Annotated in this window: 17 protein-coding genes; 10 read left to right on the top strand and 7 right to left on the bottom strand. The window is 72.0% G+C overall.

All coding sequences use genetic code 11. The features are described from left to right. The first annotated feature begins 421 nt into the window (after positions 1–421). The 6 genes from QNA08_RS18605 to lpxK all read left to right on the top strand — a co-directional run bounded on the left by QNA08_RS18605 (position 422) and on the right by lpxK (position 6,108). Complete coding sequence (locus QNA08_RS18605) at positions 422–1,582, top strand: carboxylate-amine ligase (protein WP_283742228.1); 1,161 nt, start codon at positions 422–424, stop codon at positions 1,580–1,582. Between the two features lie 167 nt (positions 1,583–1,749). Next, positions 1,750–2,583 (top strand): inositol monophosphatase family protein, encoded by an 834-nt coding sequence (locus tag QNA08_RS18600; RefSeq protein WP_283742227.1) that lies wholly within the window; start codon positions 1,750–1,752, stop codon positions 2,581–2,583. A 47-nt stretch (positions 2,584–2,630) separates the two neighbouring features. Further along, positions 2,631–2,900, top strand: a complete 270-nt coding sequence (locus tag QNA08_RS18595; protein ID WP_283742226.1) for a DUF4170 domain-containing protein — start codon at positions 2,631–2,633, stop codon at positions 2,898–2,900. Between the two features lie 16 nt (positions 2,901–2,916). After that, a complete protein-coding gene (locus tag QNA08_RS18590; protein ID WP_422679955.1) occupies positions 2,917–3,693 on the top strand; it encodes a lysophospholipid acyltransferase family protein in 777 nt (258 codons plus the stop codon). Then, positions 3,690–4,982, top strand: coding sequence for a 3-deoxy-D-manno-octulosonic acid transferase (locus QNA08_RS18585; RefSeq protein WP_283742224.1), 1,293 nt, complete (start codon positions 3,690–3,692; stop codon positions 4,980–4,982). Before QNA08_RS18590 ends, QNA08_RS18585 begins: the two co-directional genes overlap by 4 nt. Positions 4,983–5,079: 97 nt before the next feature. Further along, positions 5,080–6,108 (top strand): tetraacyldisaccharide 4'-kinase, encoded by a 1,029-nt coding sequence (gene lpxK / locus QNA08_RS18580; RefSeq protein WP_283742223.1) that lies wholly within the window; start codon positions 5,080–5,082, stop codon positions 6,106–6,108. 25 nt (positions 6,109–6,133) lie between these two features. Here the strand turns inward: lpxK and QNA08_RS18575 are convergent, their stop codons facing one another. Both QNA08_RS18575 and QNA08_RS18570 read right to left on the bottom strand, forming a co-directional pair. Then, positions 6,134–6,358, bottom strand: coding sequence for a DUF2093 domain-containing protein (locus QNA08_RS18575; protein ID WP_283742222.1), 225 nt, complete (start codon positions 6,356–6,358; stop codon positions 6,134–6,136). Between the two features lie 230 nt (positions 6,359–6,588). Further along, positions 6,589–7,532 (bottom strand): IS630 family transposase gene (locus QNA08_RS18570; protein WP_422679954.1). Its coding sequence is split into 2 segments (ribosomal slippage): positions 6,589–6,713 and positions 6,713–7,532, totalling 945 coding nucleotides; the frame shifts between segments, so codons are not numbered across the junction. A 156-nt stretch (positions 7,533–7,688) separates the two neighbouring features. Here QNA08_RS18570 and dcm point away from each other — a divergent pair. Together dcm and QNA08_RS18560 are read left to right on the top strand one after the other, a co-directional pair. Further along, the gene (gene dcm, locus QNA08_RS18565) at positions 7,689–8,930 is read left to right on the top strand and encodes a DNA (cytosine-5-)-methyltransferase (RefSeq protein ID WP_283742220.1); all 1,242 of its coding nucleotides are present in this window, start codon (positions 7,689–7,691) and stop codon (positions 8,928–8,930) included. A gap of 4 nt (positions 8,931–8,934) precedes the next feature. Next, positions 8,935–10,173 carry a type II restriction endonuclease gene (locus QNA08_RS18560; RefSeq protein WP_283742219.1) on the top strand — a complete coding sequence of 413 codons (1,239 nt, stop codon included), beginning with the start codon at positions 8,935–8,937 and terminating at the stop codon, positions 10,171–10,173. On the opposite strand, the gene QNA08_RS18555 is transcribed toward QNA08_RS18560, so the two are convergent. Continuing rightward, a complete protein-coding gene (locus QNA08_RS18555) occupies positions 10,106–10,555 on the bottom strand; it encodes a very short patch repair endonuclease (RefSeq protein ID WP_283742218.1) in 450 nt (149 codons plus the stop codon). The genes QNA08_RS18560 and QNA08_RS18555 overlap by 68 nt on opposite strands. 247 nt (positions 10,556–10,802) lie before the next feature. On the opposite strand from QNA08_RS18555, the gene QNA08_RS18550 reads away from it, so the two are divergent. Continuing rightward, the gene (locus QNA08_RS18550) at positions 10,803–11,621 is read left to right on the top strand and encodes a dienelactone hydrolase family protein (RefSeq protein WP_283742217.1); all 819 of its coding nucleotides are present in this window, start codon (positions 10,803–10,805) and stop codon (positions 11,619–11,621) included. 21 nt (positions 11,622–11,642) lie between these two features. On the opposite strand, the gene QNA08_RS18545 is transcribed toward QNA08_RS18550, so the two are convergent. The 4 genes from QNA08_RS18545 to QNA08_RS18530 form a co-directional block, all read right to left on the bottom strand. Next, complete coding sequence (locus tag QNA08_RS18545) at positions 11,643–13,148, bottom strand: N-acyl-D-amino-acid deacylase family protein (protein ID WP_283742216.1); 1,506 nt, start codon at positions 13,146–13,148, stop codon at positions 11,643–11,645. Positions 13,149–13,194: 46 nt separating this feature from the next. Beyond that, the gene (locus QNA08_RS18540) at positions 13,195–14,133 is read right to left on the bottom strand and encodes a DUF6963 family protein (protein ID WP_283742215.1); all 939 of its coding nucleotides are present in this window, start codon (positions 14,131–14,133) and stop codon (positions 13,195–13,197) included. Positions 14,134–14,244: 111 nt separating this feature from the next. Further along, positions 14,245–15,477 carry a winged helix-turn-helix domain-containing protein gene (locus QNA08_RS18535; protein ID WP_283742214.1) on the bottom strand — a complete coding sequence of 411 codons (1,233 nt, stop codon included), beginning with the start codon at positions 15,475–15,477 and terminating at the stop codon, positions 14,245–14,247. Positions 15,478–15,603: 126 nt separating this feature from the next. Next, entirely contained in the window at positions 15,604–16,497 is an 894-nt protein-coding gene (locus QNA08_RS18530; protein WP_283742213.1) for an SMP-30/gluconolactonase/LRE family protein, read from the bottom strand. Between the two features lie 260 nt (positions 16,498–16,757). Here QNA08_RS18530 and pncB point away from each other — a divergent pair, with 260 nt between their 5' ends. Continuing rightward, positions 16,758–18,050: a nicotinate phosphoribosyltransferase gene (pncB, locus tag QNA08_RS18525; RefSeq protein WP_283742212.1), complete on the top strand. Its 1,293-nt coding sequence runs from the start codon at positions 16,758–16,760 to the stop codon at positions 18,048–18,050. Positions 18,051–18,175 lie beyond the last annotated feature (125 nt).

Genomic DNA, 18,175 nt, shown 5'->3' with positions numbered 1-18,175 from the left:
AGCTCGCCAGGAACTTCCTCGCTGCCGTCCTCATCGCAGCAACAAGGCTATGGACACGGTTTGAGCCCACGACCTAGAGCGGCCCGAAACGCCGGGCACGCCGAACCGATCCGGCGGACCGGGAGAGCCTTCCGGACCTCGCGTGGGTCCGGGGCCGAAGACGCCTCCGGCAGGCGTCCCCCTGCCCGCCCGCCGCCCCCGGGGGAGCGGCCCGGGCGGCTGCGACTCTGTCGCCATCCGCCGCTGGAACAAAACACCCCGATGCCGGTTATCAGGCAGGTCTCACCACGCCGTTGTCGCACAAGGCTTTGCGCAGAACGCCGCATTTTGGACGCATTGCGGCGGAGCCTGTCGCTCGATTCGGTATGACCAGAACGTTCATTTGTGGATTTTCTGACGACAAGGCGATGGAGAGCAGGGAATGACGGGGTCATATCGTTTCGGAATTGAAGAAGAATACTTCATTTCTGACGCCATCACGCGAGGCACGCGCCGCAAGATCAAGAGGTGTTTCTTCGAATCCTGCAAGAATCGATTCCCTGACGAGGTGCAGCTCGAGATGCTGCAGAGTCAGATCGAGGTCGCGACGCCCCCTTGCGAGGACATGGCCGACGCGCGCCAGCGCCTCGCCGAGCTGCGCGCAGGGTTGGGCGCCATCGCGCGCGACCACGGCCTCGTGCTCATTGCCGCCGGCACGCATCCCACCGCCATGTGGGCGCACCAGCGCGCCACCGAGGCGGCGCGCTACGACAAGCTGATGCGCGACCTGCAGATGCTCGGCAGCCGCAACATCGTCTGCGGCCTGCACGTGCACGTCGAGGTGCCAGATCCGTCGCGGCGCGTCGACCTCATGACGCGCTGCCTGCCCTACATGCCGCTGCTGCTCGCCCTGTCGACCTCCTCGCCCTTCTGGCAGGCGCAGCGCACGGGCCTGCTCGGCTATCGCCTGGCCGCCTATCGCGAGCTGCCGCGCACCTGGCTGCCAGACCTCTTCGCCGGCCAGGAGGACTACGACCGCTACGTCGAGACGCTCGTCTCCGCCGGCGCCATCGACAACGCGAGCTTCGTGTGGTGGGTGGTGCGCCCGTCGCTGCAGCATCCGACGCTGGAGCTGCGCGTGGCCGACAGCTGCACCCACCTCGACGACGCCATCGCCATCGCCGCGCTCTATCGCGCCCTCGTGCGCCATCTCGACCGCAATCCGTCGGTCAATGCCGGCATGACCGGCGCCTCGCGCGCCATCATCGCGGAGAACTGCTGGCGGGCCCAGCGCTACGGCGTGCACGGCAGCTTCGTCGACGAGCGCACGCGCTCGGCGCGCTCGGTCGGCGAGACGCTCGACGCGGTCATCGCCATGCTCGCGGACGACGCGCGGGCGCTCGGCTGCCTGCGGGAAGTCCAGTGCGCCCGCACCATCGTGGCGCGCGGCACGAGCGCCGACCGGCAGCTCGCCCTGTACATGGAGGCGCGGGGCCGGGGCCTCGACCGCCACGCCGCGCTCCTCGGCGTCGTCGACTGGCTGGCGCTGGAAACCGTCGGTACCGCGACCGTCGAGCCGCGCGTGCTCGCGGCGGTGGGCTGAGGCGGCCGCGGGCGCGGCGCCGCCTTCCGGAAGCGGGGACGGAGTACGGATACCGCGGCGGTCGTGCGGCGCGCGAGGCTCCTGCTATTGCCGCACCGCAAGACGCGGCGTAGAAGTCCGCCGTCCCGTACTCTTCCGCCGCCCGACGGCCTGCCATCGAGAGGACGATGCTCGTCGCCCCGCCCAGACAGCCGATCGACACCAGCGCGCTCCTGCGTGCGACGGCGCACGAGGCCGGGCTTCTGGCGCTCGGCTATTTCCGCGACGGGCGTGAAACCTCCGCCCGCATCTGGGCGAAGGGCGGCGGCTCGCCGGTGAGCGAGGCCGACATGGCGGTGGACTCCTTCCTCAAGGAGCGCCTGTCGCAGGCCCTGCCCGAGGCCGGATGGCTGTCGGAGGAAACGGCCGACGACCTGGCGCGGCTCGAGCGGCGGCTCGTCTGGATCGTCGATCCCATCGACGGCACGCGCGCCTTCGTCGCGGGCGATGCCAACTGGTCGATCTCCATCGCGCTGCTCGCCGACGGGCGGCCGGTGGCCGGCGTCGTCTATGCGCCCGCCCGCGGCGAGCTCTACGAGGCCCGCAGCGGCGCAGGCGCCTTCCTGAACGGCGCGGCGATCGGCACGTCCGAACGGATGGCGCTCGCCGCCGCCCGCATCGCCGGCCCGCTGCCGCTCTATGAGCCGCTCAAGCGGCAGGAGGCAAGCGTCGTCCACCTGCCCAAGGTGCCGTCGCTGGCGCTGCGGCTCGCGCGCGTCGCCGACGGTTCCATCGACGTCGGCCTCGTGTCGGCCGCCTCGCACGACTGGGACATCGCCGCCGCCGACCTCATCCTGCAGGAAGCCGGCGGGCGCCTGACCGACGTCGCCGGCCGCGCGCCGCCCTACAACCGGCGCGAGCCGCGGCACGGCGTGCTCGCCGCGGCCAATGCCGCCCTGCACGAGACGGTGCTGGCGGCGCTTGCGGCGGAGACGCCTGCCGGCAAGCCCCCTCCGCCCTGACCGCCGGCCCGCGCCGGCTCCCCCGCCCCTCCCGAGGACCGATCGCCATGAGCGGACAAACGACCAGCGACCTGAAGACCGGCGACCAGACGACCGGCAAGCAGCTCCTCCACCTCGTCTTCGGCGGCGAGCTGACCCATCTCGAGGGGCACGAGTTCAAGGACCTCTCGAAGCTCGACATCGTCGGCATCTACCCGAACTACGCCACGGCGCACGTGGCCTGGAAGGCAAAGGCCCAGGCCACCGTCGACAACGCCCACATGCGCTATTTCATCGTGCATCTGCACCGCCTGCTCGAACCCGACGTCAAGGCCTGAGGGCCCATCGCGCGACATGGCTCTCCTCAAGCGGATCATGCGGTCCCGGCCCGCGCAGGAGGCCCTCGGCTTCCTGTTCGCGGCCTATCTGCGCCTCGTGCGCCGCACGAACCGCTTCGTGCTCGACCCGCCGGACATCTACGACCGCGTCGGCCCGCAGATGCCGGTGATCGCGGCCATGTGGCACGGCCAGCATTTCATGATCTCCTTCGGCAAGCGGCCGCAGGACCGGGCGGCGGCCCTCGTCTCGCGCTCGGCGGACGGTGAGTTCAACGCCATCGCCCTGCGCCATCTGGGCGTCAGGGCGGTGCGCGGCTCGGGGGCGCGCGACGACCGGATCATCCGCAAGGGCAGCGCCCGCGTGCGCGAGAAGGGAGGCGCGGCGGCGCTGCGCGGCCTCCTCCAGGCCCTGGCGCAGGGCGAGATGGTGGTGATGACCGCCGACGTGCCGAAGGTCTCGCGCGTGTGCGGGCCGGGCATCGTCATGCTCGCCAGGATGTCGGGACGCCCCATCGTGCCGGTGGCGGTGGTGGCGAGCCGCCGCATCGACTTCAGGAGCTGGGACCGCGCCTCCATCGGTCTGCCCTTCGGCCGCGGCGCCATCGTCATCGGCGAGCCCATCCACGTGGCCGCCGACGCCGAGGGCACTGCCTTCGAAAGCGCCCGGCAGGCGGTGGAGAACGGACTCGACGCCGTGCACGCGCGCGCCTATGCCCTGATCGGCTCGCGCGATCCCGGAGCCAGGAAGAACGGCGAGAAGACGGCGGCAGGAGCCGCCCAGGAGATCGCATGACCGGGCCGCTCACCCTCCCGCTCGGCCTCTACCGCGCCGGCATGGCCGTGCTCGAACCGGCGACGGCCGCCGTGCTCGCCGCGCGTCTGCGGCGCGGCAAGGAGGACCGCACGCGCCTCGCCGAGCGGCGCGGCCACCCCGGCCGCTCGCGGCCGGCCGGGCGGCTGGCCTGGCTGCACGGGGCGAGCGTCGGCGAGACCATTTCGCTGCTCCCCGTGGTCGAGCGGCTGACCCGGCGCGGCTTCAGCGTGCTCGTCACCTCCGGAACGGTGACCTCGGCCGGGCTTCTCGCCCGCCGCCTGCCGCCCGGCGCCATCCACCAGTTCATGCCGCTCGACGTGCCGCGCTACCTGCGCCGCTTCCTCGACCACTGGGCACCGAACCTCGTGCTCGTGGCCGAGTCCGAGATCTGGCCCAACACGATCGTCGAGGTGTCGCGGCGCGGCATCCCGCTCATCATGGTCAATGCGCGCCTCTCCGAGCGCTCCTTCCGGCGCTGGCAGCGCCTGCCGAAGACCGCCCACGCGCTGCTGGAGCGCTTCGACCTGTGCCTTGCCCAAAGCCAGGCCGACGGCGAGCGCATCGCCCGCCTCGGGGCGCCGCGCGTCGTCGTCGCCGGCAACCTGAAGTTCGACGTGCCGGCGCCGCCTGCCGACCCGACGACGGTCGCGACCCTCAACGGCCTCGTCGCCGGCCGCCCCGTCTGGGCCGCGACCAGCACCCATCCCGGCGAGGAGGAGATGGTGGCGGCCGTGCACCGGGCGCTGCAGGCGCGCTTTCCCTCGCTCCTCACCATCATCGCGCCGCGCCATCCCGAGCGCGGCGAGCAAGTGGCGGCGATCGCCGCCGAGCACGGCCTGCGCGGCTCGCAGCGCTCGCGCGGCCTCCTGCCCGACCGGGCGACGGACATCTACGTGGCCGACACCATCGGCGAACTCGGCCTGTTCTATCGCCTCGCGCCCGTGGTCTTCGTGGGCGGCTCGCTCGTGCCGCGCGGCGGCCAGAACCCCATCGAGCCGGCGAAGCTCGGTGCCGCCCTGATGCACGGGCCCTACGTGCACAATTTCACCGACGTCTATGCCGCCATCGACCGGGCGGAAGGTGCCCTGCCGGTCAACGATGCGCGGGCGCTGGCGCACGGCCTGGCGGCGCTGCTCGCCGACGCCGCGCGCGTGCGCCGCATGGCGCGTGCCGCCGCCGCGACGGTGGATGGGCTCGGCGGGGCCGTCGAGCGCACGATGCGCGCCATCGAGCCCTATATTCTCCAGATGCATCTGGAAGCGCGCTGACCGTCTCGGTTACGATCCTGCGGAGTCGGCGACGAGGACGGGGGGCGCGGCCGGTGCCAGCGACGCTCGAGCATCTTCTGCGGCGGGGGAGGCGCCCATGAAGGCACCGGACTTCTGGTGGCGCCCCCGACCGACCCTCGCCGCCCGGCTCCTCAGCCCCGTCGGCGCCGCCTACGGCGCGGTGACGGCGGCGCGCATGCGCCGGCCGGGCGCGGAAGGCCCCCTGCCCGTCATCTGCATCGGGAACTTCACGGCCGGCGGGGCCGGCAAGACGCCGACCGCCATCGCGGTCGGCGAACTCCTCGCCTCCTTCGGGGAACATCCCGCCTTCGTCACGCGCGGCTACGGCGGCAGCCTCGCCGGGCCGGTCGTCGTCGATCCGGCATGCCACACCGCCGCCGAAGTCGGCGACGAGCCTCTGCTGCTCGCCCGGCACTTCCCGACGGTGGTGGCGCGCGACCGGCACGAGGGCGCCTGCGAGGCCGACCGCCGGGGCGCCACCGTCGCCGTGCTCGACGACGGGCTGCAGAACCCTTCCCTCGTCAAGGATCTGGCGCTCGCCGTCGTCGATGCGGCAAGCGGCGCCGGCAACGGGCTGTGCCTGCCGGCGGGCCCGCTGCGCGCGCCGCTCGACCGGCAGTTCGCCCAGGCCCATGCGCTCGTGCTCGTGGGCACGGGCGAGCCCGGCGCGCGGGTCGCGGCCCTCGCCCAGGCGCGGGGCCGCCCCGTCTTCCTCGGCCATCTGGTGCCCGAGCCTGGCGCGGCGCGCCTCATCGCCGGCCGCCGCCTGCTCGCCTTCGCCGGCATCGGGCGGCCGGAGAAATTCTTCGCGACGCTCGCCGACCTCGGCGCCGAGGTGGTCGAACGGGCCGCCTTCCCCGACCATCACGCCTTCACGGAAGCCGACGTGGCGGACCTCGCCGCGCGCGCCGCCGCCGGCGACCTCCTGCCCGTCACGACCGAGAAGGATGCGGTGCGCCTCGCGGCGCTCTCCGGAACCGCCGGCGAGTTCCTGGCGCGCGTCATGGTGCTGCCCGTGGCGCTCGCCTTCGAAGGCGCCGACCGGCTGCGCGACCTCCTGCACGCCACGGTCGTGCACTGGCGGGCGCAGAACGACCTGACCTGACCGCGGACCGGGCCATGGCCGCGCGTCAGGCGGGCCTGCGGCGGTCCTTCAGCCGCTCCATCACCGCCGCCGGCGAGGCATAGGCCTCCTGCAGGTCGACGCTCCAGTAGCGCAATTCGTCGAGCGGAATCGGCTGGCCGGTGACGGCACAGCGCACGAAGGCGCCCGGACGCACGACGCGGAACTCCGCATCGAGATATTGCACAACGGCTTCGCCTCCCGAGGCGATGCGACGGTCGAAACGGTTCATGACGCGACCTCAAGTCCGGACGCCCGGCCCTTGCCCCAAGAGATAGTCGAATTGGGCAACGAGGTCCAAGGTGGCGGATACGGGAAAGGCCTGTCCATGAGTTCCGGGATGCCATGCTGTGCCATTTCCGCCGTGGGCTTCCGGCATTCCGGGGACACCAACTCGACGCCCTTCGCCGTACGGGTTTGCGGCACATGGATACCAGTTACCTTGACTAGAGCAGAGTCCGATCATTCTGGATTGTATCCTGCGGCAGCGAAGTAGTTGGCGCTCTCTTGGGGCGTGAAGGTGTCGATGAGGCGGCCGATTGCGGTCCACAGGCCATCGACGGTGCGCTCGGCGGCCTTTCTGAGCAGGCCTTGAGCTTGGCGAAGGCGTTCTCGATGGGGTTGAAGTCGGGGCTGTAGGGCGGCAGGTAGAGCAGGCTGGCGCCCGCCGCCTCGATCAGCTCGCGCACTCTGGCTCCCTTGTGGCTGGACAGGTTGTCCATCACCACGATGTCGCCGGGGCGCAGCGCGGGGACCAGCACCTTCTCGACATGGGTCTCGAAGGCGACGCGGTTGATCGGGCCGTCGAGCACGAAGGGGGCGATCATGCCGCGCAGCGTGAGGCCGGCCACGAAGGTGGTGGTCTTCCAAGGTCCGTGCGGGACGCCGACACGCAGGCGCTCACCGCGTGGGGCCCAGCCGTGGCGGCGCGCCATGTTGGTGGAGGCCCAGGTCTCGTCGATGAAGACGAGGCGCTCGGGATCGAGATCGAGCTGGCCGTCGAACCAGGCCTCTCGCTGCTTCAGGATGTCGGGCCGGTCCTGCTCGGTCGCGTGGGCGGTCTTTTTGCGCGTGATCCGGTGCCGCCTGAAGAAGCGCTGGATGGTGCCGAACCCGAACACATGGCCGCGCTCGGCCAGCGCCTGGCGCATCTCCTCGAGGGTGAGGTCGGGCGTCTCCTCGAGCAGCGACAGGATCAGCGTCTTGCACGCCTCGATCCGTCCCGGGCGCCGGTCGCCGCCGGGCGCCTTCGGCTGGGCTTTACCCTGAAGACGCTCCAACGTCCGCCAGCGACTCACGCTGGCCGCGCCGACCCCGAACCGTTCCGCCGCCTGGCGGTGCGTCGCGCCCGCCGCCACGGCGGCCAGAACCCGCTCCCGAAGATCGACCGACAAGGCTTTCGACATGCCCACCGGCAGGCAGCTTGAATCAGAAACCGACCGATCCGAAAATCCCCAACGATTCACTCAGCTCGGGTGATGCTCTAGCGCGAAGTTAAGGCTTGTTCGGGCATTGTTCATAAGCAATGGTGGGAAAAACATTCCCAGGGTGAGGCTGCCGACATGACCGAATTCTCCGAGCTTCGCCGCGCGGCGGCCCTGTCGCTGAACGAAGCTGCCGCCCTGCTGGGGATTTCGAAGAGCTCGGTCTATCGCTGGGAGCACGGCGAGGTCGCGGCCGACGGGGCGGCGCTGGCGCGGCTTCGCCGGCTGGGCGAGCCCCGCCTGCCGCTCGGAGACTTCCGCTTCATCGATCTCTTTGCCGGAATCGGCGGCCTGCGGCGCGGGTTCGAGGCCATCGGCGGGCGCTGCGTCTTCACCTCGGAGTGGGACCGCTTCGCCGAGCGGACCTACCGCGCCAACTTCCGCGACGGGCCCGAGCATCTGTTCGCGGGCGACATCACAAAGGTCGACCCCGCATCGATCCCGGATCACGACGTGCTGCTGGCTGGCTTTCCCTGCCAGCCCTTCTCCATCGCAGGAGTGTCCAAGAAGAACGCGCTCGGTCGCGCCCACGGCTTTGCCTGCGAGGCGCAGGGGACGCTGTTCTTCGACGTCGCCCGGATCATCCAGGCGAAGCGGCCTAAGGTGGTGCTTCTCGAGAACGTGCGGAATCTCCTGTCGCACGACCGCGGCAACACCTTCCGCGTCATCCGCTCGGTCCTGACGGAGGAGCTGGGCTACCGGATCGACCACCGCGTCATCGACGCGCGGTCCTTCGTGCCGCAGCACCGGGAGCGGATCTTCATCGCGGCGGTGCGGGACGATCTCGGCCTCGATGCCGAGCTGCAGACCCTGCAGATCCCGCCGGTCGAGGCGGGACCGCGCCTCGGCTCCATCCTCCACCGGGAGGACGGAAGCGAGCACGACCCGCAGTTCCTCGACGAGGACGGTCGCGTGCAGGCGCGCTACACGCTCTCGGACCATCTCTGGGGCTACCTGCAGGCCTATGCCGAGAAGCACCGCGCGAAGGGCAACGGCTTCGGCTTCGGGCTGACGGGGCCGGACGACGTGGCCCGCACGCTCTCGGCCCGCTACCACAAGGACGGTTCGGAGATCCTCGTCGATCAGGGCCCCGGCAGGAATCCGCGGCGGCTCACCCCGCGGGAGTGCGCGCGGCTCATGGGCTTCGAGCGGCCCGACGGCTCCGACTTCGTCATCCCGGTCTCGGACACGCAGGCCTACCGGCAGTTCGGGAACTCGGTCGTGGTGCCGGTCGTCGCGGCCGTCGCGCGCCATCTGCGGCCCCTCATCCTGCGCGCCGTCGCCGTCGGGGAGGTGCTGGACGCCGTTGCGGCGGAGTGAGGGCGTGCGCTACGGATTCCTTTCGGAGCATTTCGTCCGCATCGCGGCCAAGCGGCTTGCCGCTGTGGAGGCCGACCCTCGGCGTTCGAACCAGCACGAGTTCAACGGGGTCGAGGCTCTGCGCCGGGTGCTGGGGCCGGAGGAGTTCCGTAACCGCCCCGCCCGTTTCATCTGGCTGGGCGGCGAGAACGAGGGCGTGACGGACACCGCCCCGGTCTCCTGGTACGACTCGCGGCGGAACCAGCCGCACCGGGCTGCCGAGTGGCGCCTCTACTTCAAGGCGAATGCGGTCATGGAGATGGCGGCCGAGGGCGATCTCCTAGTGATCGGCCTGCGGCCGGACGACGAGATCCTTTTCATGGTCGCGCCACAAGGCTCGACCCTCGAGAACCAGATCGCTTGGCTTTTCGGGCTCGACGGCGATCTGGGCGGCGGGTTCCGCTTCGCCGACTACGAGGGGCGCAACGACCGCGGCCTCGACTTCGTGGCGAACTATGTCCTCGAGGAGCTGGGCATCGAGCCGGCGGAGCCCGAGGCGGACCGCCTCGACCGCATCGTTGCGGCATGGGGCCTCGCCTTCCCGCCCTCGCGCGATCTGTCTGCCGCGGCGAGGAAGCATGCAGGCGCGCCCGACCCGCGCGAGGATGCGGACGGCGCGCTGATGGGCTGGATCGAGTGCGAGGAGGCGCTGTTCCGCAGGCTCGAGCGGCGCGTCGTGGCCGAGCGCCTCCGGGAGGGCTTCGCCGCCGCAGGAGAGGCGGATGTCGACGACTTCCTCGCCTTCTCGCTCTCGGTGCAGAACCGGCGCAAGTCGCGCATGGGCCTGTCGCTCGAAAACCATGTCGAGGCGATCCTCGGCGCCCGCGGGATCCGGCACGAGCGCGGGGCGCGGACGGAGGGCAACAGCCGGCCGGACTTCCTCTTCCCGTCCGCGGCCGCCTACCACGACTCCGCCTTCGATCCGCTGCTCCTGTCGATGCTCGGGGTCAAGTCGACGCTGAAGGACCGCTGGCGGCAGGTGCTGGCCGAGGCCGCGCGGATCGACCGCAAGCACCTGCTGACGCTCGAGCCCGGGATCTCGGTCGCGCAGACCGATGAGATGGCCCGCAACGGCCTGCAGCTCGTCGTGCCCGCGGCGCTGCACCGGACATTCACCGGGCGGCAGGCGGCATGGCTCATGGATTTCCGGGGCTTCCTCGAGGTCGTGGCCGACCGGCAGGCGCGGGCAGCCGCTCGCGGATGACGGCGACCAGCCGCTCCGGGCGCTCAGCCTCGCATTCCCAGATCACCACGACCTTCCATCCGGCCGCCTCGAGGGCGTCGGCCACGCGCGCGTCCCTCTCCACGTTGGCCGCGAACTTCGCCAGCCAGAAGTCCGTCCGGGTGCCCGGCGTCGTCGCGTTCCGGCATCCCTCGTGGCGATGCCAGAAGCAACCGTGGACGAATACTGCTGTCCGGAGCCCGGGCAGGACGATGTCGGGCCGGCCTGGAAGATCGCGCCGGTGCAGCCGGAAGCGGTAGCCGGCTGCATGAAGGGCGCGCCGGACCGCCATCTCCGGACCGGTGTCGCGGCCGCGGATGCGGGACATGTTGGCGGAGCGGGCGGAAGGGGAGAGGCGGTCCATCTGCTATCGTAACCCGGCGGCTCACGGATTGCAGGTCGTCCTTGTAGGTTTTCCCGGTCAACGAGTGGCGCCGGAGCTGCTTCACCATGCAGACTTTCACCGCGCGCTGCCTGCGTGGCCCGCCTGATCGCCTGATTCGCAACAGCACCCCCGGGCGCGGACAGCCCTCGGCGGCGGCGCCCGGAGCATTACGCTACCGAAAGCATCGCCGTCGGCGATCGACCGCCCTCCCCGTGAACCACCCGCCATGCGCCTTCTTGTCGCCCTCGCCGCCCTCCTCTGCGGCTTCCTCGCCGGCCCGGCCCTCGCCTTCGAGACGGTGACCTTTCCGGGATCGGGGGTCACGCTCTCCGGCGTGATCTACCGTCCCGCGGGCCGGGGCCCCTTCCCGGCGGTGGTCGCCCTGCACGGCTGCGGCGGCCTGTACGGACGCAGCGGCGGGCCGGGCCCGCGCCACGCGGACTGGGGTGAGCGCCTGTCCGCCCAGGGGTTCATCGTCCTCTTTCCCGACAGCTACAGGTCGCGCGGCATCGAGAGCCTGTGCGCCACGGCCGACCGCGCGGTGCGGCCCGCCCGCGAGCGCGTGGCGGATGCGCTTTCGGCCAAGGCCTATCTGCAGTCGCGCCCCGACGTGAAGGCGGACGCGGTCAGCCTCCTCGGCTGGTCGAACGGCGGCTCGACCGTGCTCCACGCCGTGCACCGGGGACGCCAGGCGCGCGACGGCAGGCCGGACTTCGCCCGGGCTGTCGCCTTCTATCCCGGCTGCCGCACGCCGGCGAAGGGCGGGACATGGTCGACGCGCATGCCGCTCCTCCTCCTCATCGGCGAGGCCGACGACTGGACGCCCGCCGCGCCCTGCGCGGCGCTCGCCGCCAGGGCCGGGGCGGCCGTGACCTACGTTGCCTATCCCGGCGCGGTGCACGATTTCGACCACCCGAATCTCAGGCCGCGGACACGCACTGGCCTCGCCTACAGCGCCGACGGCAGCGGCACGGCGCATACCGGCACGGATCCGGCGGCGCGCGCCGACGCGCTCGCGCGCGTGCCCGCCTTCCTTGCCCGCTGAGTTCCGCCCGGGCGGCCTGGCTCACGCCGCCCAGGCCGGCACGTCGAAGCCGGTGGCGGCCTGGCCCGCCTTGCCGATGAAGCGGCCGCCGCGGAGGCCGGTCGCGGCGCCGCCGCGGTAGACCGTCACGCCGTTGACGAGAACCGCGTCGATCCCGGCCGAGGGGCGCTTGGGGTCGGCGAAGGTGGCCAGGTCCGCCACCGTGTCGGGGTCGAATACGACGAGGTCGGCGTGGGCGCCCGCGCGCAGCACGCCGCGGTCGCGCAGGCCGAACTGGGCGGCCGTGAGGCTCGTCATGCGGCGCACCGCCTCCTCGAGGCCGATGACCTTCATCTCGCGCACGTAGCGGGCAAGGGCCCGCGGGAAGGTGCCCCACAGGCGCGGATGCGGCCAGGAATCCTGCGGCAGGCCGTCCGAGCCGATCATGGCGGCGGGATGGGCGATGACGCGCGCCACGTCCTCCTCGCTCATGGAGAAGTAGATGGCGCCGGCGGGCTGCAGCTCCTCGGCGAGGCGCGTCGGGTCCCTGCCCTCGCGCGCGGCGAGCTCGTTGAGATCGATGGCCTTGAGGTCCGGGCGCCGCGTCGACCAGGTGACGATGATCTTCTCCCCGTCGCGCACGCGCCGCGGCTCGAGGATCGTCGAGGAGGCGGCGTAAGGATAGACGTCGAGGGCGACGCGCTGTTCCTGCCGCACGCGGTCGACGATGGCGAGCGTCTCGCGCGTGCGGCCGTGGTTGTGCCGCCCCGTGACCTTGTGGTGCGAGAGCACGACCGGGCAGGAGCAGGCGCGGCCGATGGTGAAGGCCTCCTCCATCGCCTCGCAGACGTGGTCGGATTCGTCGCGCAGATGCGAGGTGTAGATGCCCCCGTGCTCGGCGAGGACGGCGGCGATGCCGATCACCTCCTCCGTCGTCGCCGCCTGCGCCGTCGGATAGTAGAGGCCGGTCGACAGGCCCGCCGCCCCGGCGGCGAGCGCCCGCTCCAGCATGACGCGCATGGCGCGCGTCTCCTCGCGCGTCGCCGGGCGATCGAGCCGGTCCATGACGGAGGCGCGCAGGCTCGAATGGCCGACGAGCATGAGGCTGTTGACGGCGGGTCGCGCCTCATCGAAGGCCGTGATGTAGGCCTCCATCGCGGGAAAGAAGCCGGAGGGCTCGAGCGACAGGAGGGTCAGCGGTGGCGGCACCATGTCGCCCCGGATCGTCGCCGGCGCGAGGCTGATGCCGCAGTTGCCCGTGACCACCGTCGTCACGCCCTGGCTCACCTTGAAGGTCATGGCCGGATCGGCAAGGAGCGCCCGGTCGTCGTGCGTATGCACGTCGATGAAGCCCGGCGCCACGACCTTGCCGGCGGCGTCGATGCGCTCCTTCGCTGCCCAGGTCCGCCCGTCGCCGATCGCCGCGATGCGATCGCCGCGCACAGCGACGTCCGCCATGACCGCCGGGCCGCCGAGGCCGTCGAGCAGACGGCCCTTGACGACGACGAGATCGTAGGGCGCGGGGTCGCGCGGGCCGGCTTCGCTCATGTCTCGTCTCCTCGCTGTCTCGGGGCCGGAACCTGCAGCGGCCGGCTCAGTCATCCACCATCTCCGCCACGACGAAGGGCGGCTGGTCCGCCGCCACGGCACGCACGGCGCCGTCCGCCATGTCGACGACGATCTCGCTCGCGGTGTGCCCGACGACGCGGCCCTCGCGCAGGACGGCGCTGCCCAGATAGATCGCCCCGCCCCGCCGGCGGGCCGACGGCAGCGCGGGATTGGCGGTCTCGATCGCAAGGATGCGGTCTTCGCCGTCGATGTGCACGCGATCCTGGCCCGCCGCGCGGATCGGCACGGGAGCGGCGAGCGCGAGCAGGCGGACGGCGGCACGGCCCCCCGACAGGAAGGCCGCAGCGAAGCCGCCGACGCTCCGCGCGAAGTCCGGGGGACCGGCGATCGAATTGTGGAGGAGGCCGACGGCCCAGCCGTCCCCGGCAGCCTCGAAGCGCCCCGCGTCCGGCCGGCGCGCCACGCGCGCCGTGTCGGCGAGCGCAAGGCGCCCGTCGGCCGCCAGCGCGATGAAGCCGGCATCGGCCTCCGGGGCCGAGGCGGTCACGGCCGCGACGGCGGCGGCGGGTTCCAGGCCGGCGGCGAGGCGCACGAGCACCGCGCGGTTGAGCGGCTCGCCGTCGGCGCCCGGCGTGTCGGGCAGGCGGTGGCCGGTGACGAGCCCGACGCCGGGCGCGCCCGGCAGGAAGCGGGTGAGCGGCGTCGGCCGGTCGGGGCCGCTCGTGATGACGGCGACACGCTCGGCCGCGCGGATCGCCGCGACGGCCGCGGGAGGATTGTCGCGCAGGAGGCCGCAGGTGCCGCCGCGCTGGGTCTCGGCCCGCAGGAGCCTGCCGTCCGCGGTCAGCGCCGCGAGCACGGCGAAGCCGCCGATCTCGCCGCGGCCGAGGAGCTCGGCGGCGGTCATGGTGGCGAGCACCGCGCGCCCGGCGCCGGGACCGCTCGCGGCGATGCCGAGCGTCATGAGCTTCCCCCTCCCCTTGCGGGTCCTCGAGGACGATGAAGGCGCGGAGCCCGGGCCAGCGTCAACCGCGCGGCCGGCGCATCCGGCATGCGCGCGTCGCAGAGCCCCCCATCATCGCAGATCCGCGCGCGGCAGCGCCGCCGCGAGAGCGTCGGCAAGATCGCCGCGGCGCCGCACGGCGACATCGGCGAGGCCGAGCCAGGAGGCCATGGTGCACAGTTCCGCAGCGAGCGCGGCGGCGATCTCCCGCGGCCCGGCCTCCGCTTCGGCATGGGCCGCCTCGACGCGCAGGAAGCCTGCGGCGCGGTCCGCCTTCAGGTCGACGCGGGCCACGATGCGCTCGCCCACCAGGAAGGGCAGCACATAGTAGCCGTGCGTGCGCCTGTGCGCCGGGGTGTAGATCTCCAGCCGGTAGCGGAAGCCGAAGAGCCGTTCCGCCCGGTCCCGCTCCCAGACGAGCGAATCGAAGGGGGAGAGGAGCGCCGCCGCCTCCACTCGGCGCGGCCGGCGCGCCGCCGGATGGAGGAAGGCGGGCTGGCGCCAGCCCTCCACCGCGACCGGGATCAGCTCCTCGGCCTCGACAAGCTCGGCGAGGCGCGCCCGGGTCTCCTCGACCCCGAGGCGGAAATAGTCGCGCAGGTCGCGCTCGGTCGCGACACCGAGGGCGCGGGCGGCGATGCGCAGAAGCTCGCGCTGGGCATCGGCGGTATCGGGCGTGGGCTGGGCAACGACGGCCTGCGGCAGGGCGCGTTCTGTCAAGTCGTAGACGCGCTTGAAATTGCGCCGCGTGGCGGTCGTCACCCGCCCGGACCAGAAGAGATATTCGAGGGCGGCCTTGCCCTCGCTCCAGCCCCACCAGCCGCCCTTGCCCCTGGCGCCGCCGGCGGCCGCAAGATCGCCCGCGGCGAGCGGGCCGCGCGTCTCGATCTCGCGCAGCACGGCGTCGAGGAAGGGGCGATGCTCGCGCGCGAAGCGGGCGACCTGCCGGTAGACGCCCTCGCCACGCTCCGCCCGCTGCATGCGCCAGCGCATGAGCGGCTGCAGCTCGACGGGCATGAGGGAAGCCTCGTGGCCCCAGTATTCGAAGAGCCGGCGCCGGCGCGAATAGGCCTCGGCGTCGAGGAGGTCGGCGCGATAGGCGCCGAGCCGCGAGAAGAAGGGCAGGTAGTGCGAGCGCACGAGCACGTTGACCGAATCGATCTGCACGAGCCCCACGCGGGCGATGACGCGGCGCGCATGGCGGGCGTCGACCGCGCCCTGCGGCCGCCGCTCGGCGAAGCCCTGCGCCGCGAGCGCGACGCGCCGGGCGGCGGCGCCCGAGAGCTTGTCGCGCGGCGCGCTCATGCAGCCCTCCCGCCCGCGGCGCTGCCGCTGTTGCCCGGGATGTTGCGGCGATGACGGATCTGCATGGCTGCCTCCCCCTCCTCGGCCCCCTTCGCCCCCCTTCGGCCCCCTCCCCGCGTCGGCCCGTCATCGCCCGGCGACGAAGAGCGGCTCCGGCCGGCCGGGAGTGTCCACGCGCATGGCGAAGAGGCCACCCGAAAAGGGCAGCCGCTCCAGCTCCTCCGCCGGGCGGCCGTCGCGCGCCGAGGTGACGTAGAGCGTGCGCAGGTCCTCGCCACCGAAGGCGACCATGGTCGGGCAGCGGGCCGGCACCGGATATTCGCCGACGAGCCGTCCGTCCGGCGCGTAGCGCTGCACGCGCCCGCCCTCGTAGAGCGCCACCCAGTAGTGGCCCTCGGCGTCCACCGCCGCGCCGTCCGGGCGGCCGCGGTCGGACTCCGTCGGCGTCAGGTGGACCCAGACCTGCCGCGGGCCGAGCCCACCGGTCTCCACGTCGTAGGGGTAGCGGTAGACGGTGAAGGCCGGCGTGTCGGCGTGGTACAGGAAGCGCCCGTCCGGGCTGAAGGCGAGGCCGTTCGAGGTGAGGAGCCCGCCGCCCATGTCGGCAAGGCCGCGCCGGTCGTAGCGGTAGAGATGGGCGTTGCGGCCCGCCTTGGGCTCGTCGATGGTGCCGGCGAAGAAGCGTCCGGCCGGATCGGTGCGGCCGTCGTTGAAGCGGCTTGCGGTCTGGTCTTCGGGATTGCGGGCGAGCATCTCCTCGGGCCGGCCCCCGGAGTCGAGCCGCCACAGGCCCGAGCGGAGGCCGGCGATGAAGCCGCCGCCCTCGGCGAGGCCGACGCAGCCGATGTCCTCCGGCACGGGCATCGCCCGGCTGGTCCCCGCCACGGGGTCGAAGCGGTTGAGCGTACGGCCCGTGATGTCGACGAAGTAGAGCACCGCCTCGGCCACCGACCAGACCGGGCATTCGCCGAGGCGGGCGCGCGCGTCGAGCACGCAGGTGAAGGGGCTGTCGCTCGTCATGGTGCTCCCGGGGGCGGCGGGCGGCCGCAGGCCCGCGACGCGGGCATCGGCCTGAGGCCCGCATTTGATACCCGCCGGACGACGGCAGGCAACGGCGCGCCCGCCTCCGCGCGCCGCCAATGTGGCGGCGGCGCCCCACCCGACCCTTGCATGCAGTGCAGGGCGCCCGGGCCTGGGCGGGCATTGCGACGCGCGCGCCCGCGCCCGCTTTCGGCTATGACTGGCGCGTGACCGCCTCCGTCGAGCGAGCGTTCTTCCGCATGACCGACATTGCGACCCGCGTCTACAACCACAACTGGAAGATCGACCCGATCATCCGGTCGCTGCTCGATACGGATTTCTACAAGCTGCTGATGGCGCAGACGATCTTTCGCCGCCACCGGCACACGCGCGTCACCTTCTCGATCCTCAACCGCTCGCGGAACGTGCGCATCGCCGACCTCGTCGACGAAGCGGCCCTGCGCGAACAGCTCGACCACGCGCGCACGCTGCGGCTCACGCGCGGCGAATCGACCTGGCTGCGCGGCAACATGTTCTACGGCAAGCGGCAGATGTTCTCGCCCGAGTTCATCGAGTGGTTCGAGAGTTTCCGCCTGCCGCCCTACGAGCTGCGCTCGCGCGAGGGGCAGTATGAGCTCGTCTTCGAGGGGCCGTGGCTGGAGACGACCTTCTGGGAGATCCCGGCGCTCGCCATCGTCAACGAGCTGCGCTCGCGCGCCGTGCTCAAGGACATGGGCAAGTTCGAGCTGCAGGTGCTGTATGCCCGCGCCATGACGCGCGTGTGGGAGAAGGTCCAGCGGCTGAAAGCCCTGCCCGGCCTGCAGATCGCCGATTTCGGCACGCGCCGGCGCCACGGCTTCCTGTGGCAGGACTGGTGCGTGCAGGCCATGCAGGAGGGGCTGGGGGCCGCCTTCACCGGCACGTCGAACTGCCTCATCGCCATGCGCCGCGAGGTGGAGGCGGTCGGCACCAACGCGCACGAGCTGCCCATGGTCTATGCCGCGCTCGCCGGCAGCGACGAGGAGCTCGCCGAGGCCCCCTACCACGTGCTCAGGGACTGGCAGGAGGATTACGAGGGCAACCTCCTCATCATCCTGCCCGACACCTATGGCAGCACGCACTTCCTTGCCGAGGCGCCGGAGTGGGTGGCGGACTGGACGGGCATCCGCATCGATTCGAAGGATCCGATCGAGGGCGGCGAGGAGGCGATCCGCTGGTGGCGCGAGCGCGGGCACGACCCGAAGACCAAGCTCGCCATCTTCTCCGACGCCCTCGACGTCGACGCCATCGAGCGCATCCACCGCCACTTCGCCGGGCGCATGCGCTTCGGCTTCGGCTGGGGAACGCTGCTCACCAACGACTTCCGCGGCTTTGCGGCCAACGGCGAGCTCGACCCGATCTCCATCGTCTGCAAGGTCGTCTCGGCCAACGGGCGGCCGGCGGTGAAGCTCTCCGACAACCCGGCCAAGGCCATGGGGCCGGACGGGCTCGTCGAGCGCTACAAGCGCGTGTTCGGGATCGGGGCGCAGGTCAGACGCGAGGTGCTGGTCTAGGTCGTGTACCCAAACCCCTTGTGGTTGATCGTCGTCGGTGATTCAAGACTTCCGGATGGAGGCTCCGATGGCACGCTTCGATTTGACGGACGCGGAATGGACGATCATCGCACCGCTGTTGCCGG

The organism is Chelatococcus albus (assembly GCF_030067675.1).
GTDB classification, from domain to species: domain Bacteria; phylum Pseudomonadota; class Alphaproteobacteria; order Rhizobiales; family Beijerinckiaceae; genus Chelatococcus_A; species Chelatococcus_A albus.
The sequence above is the reverse complement of the archived record's forward strand: the minus strand, read 5'-3'. Positions and strand labels throughout refer to the sequence as shown.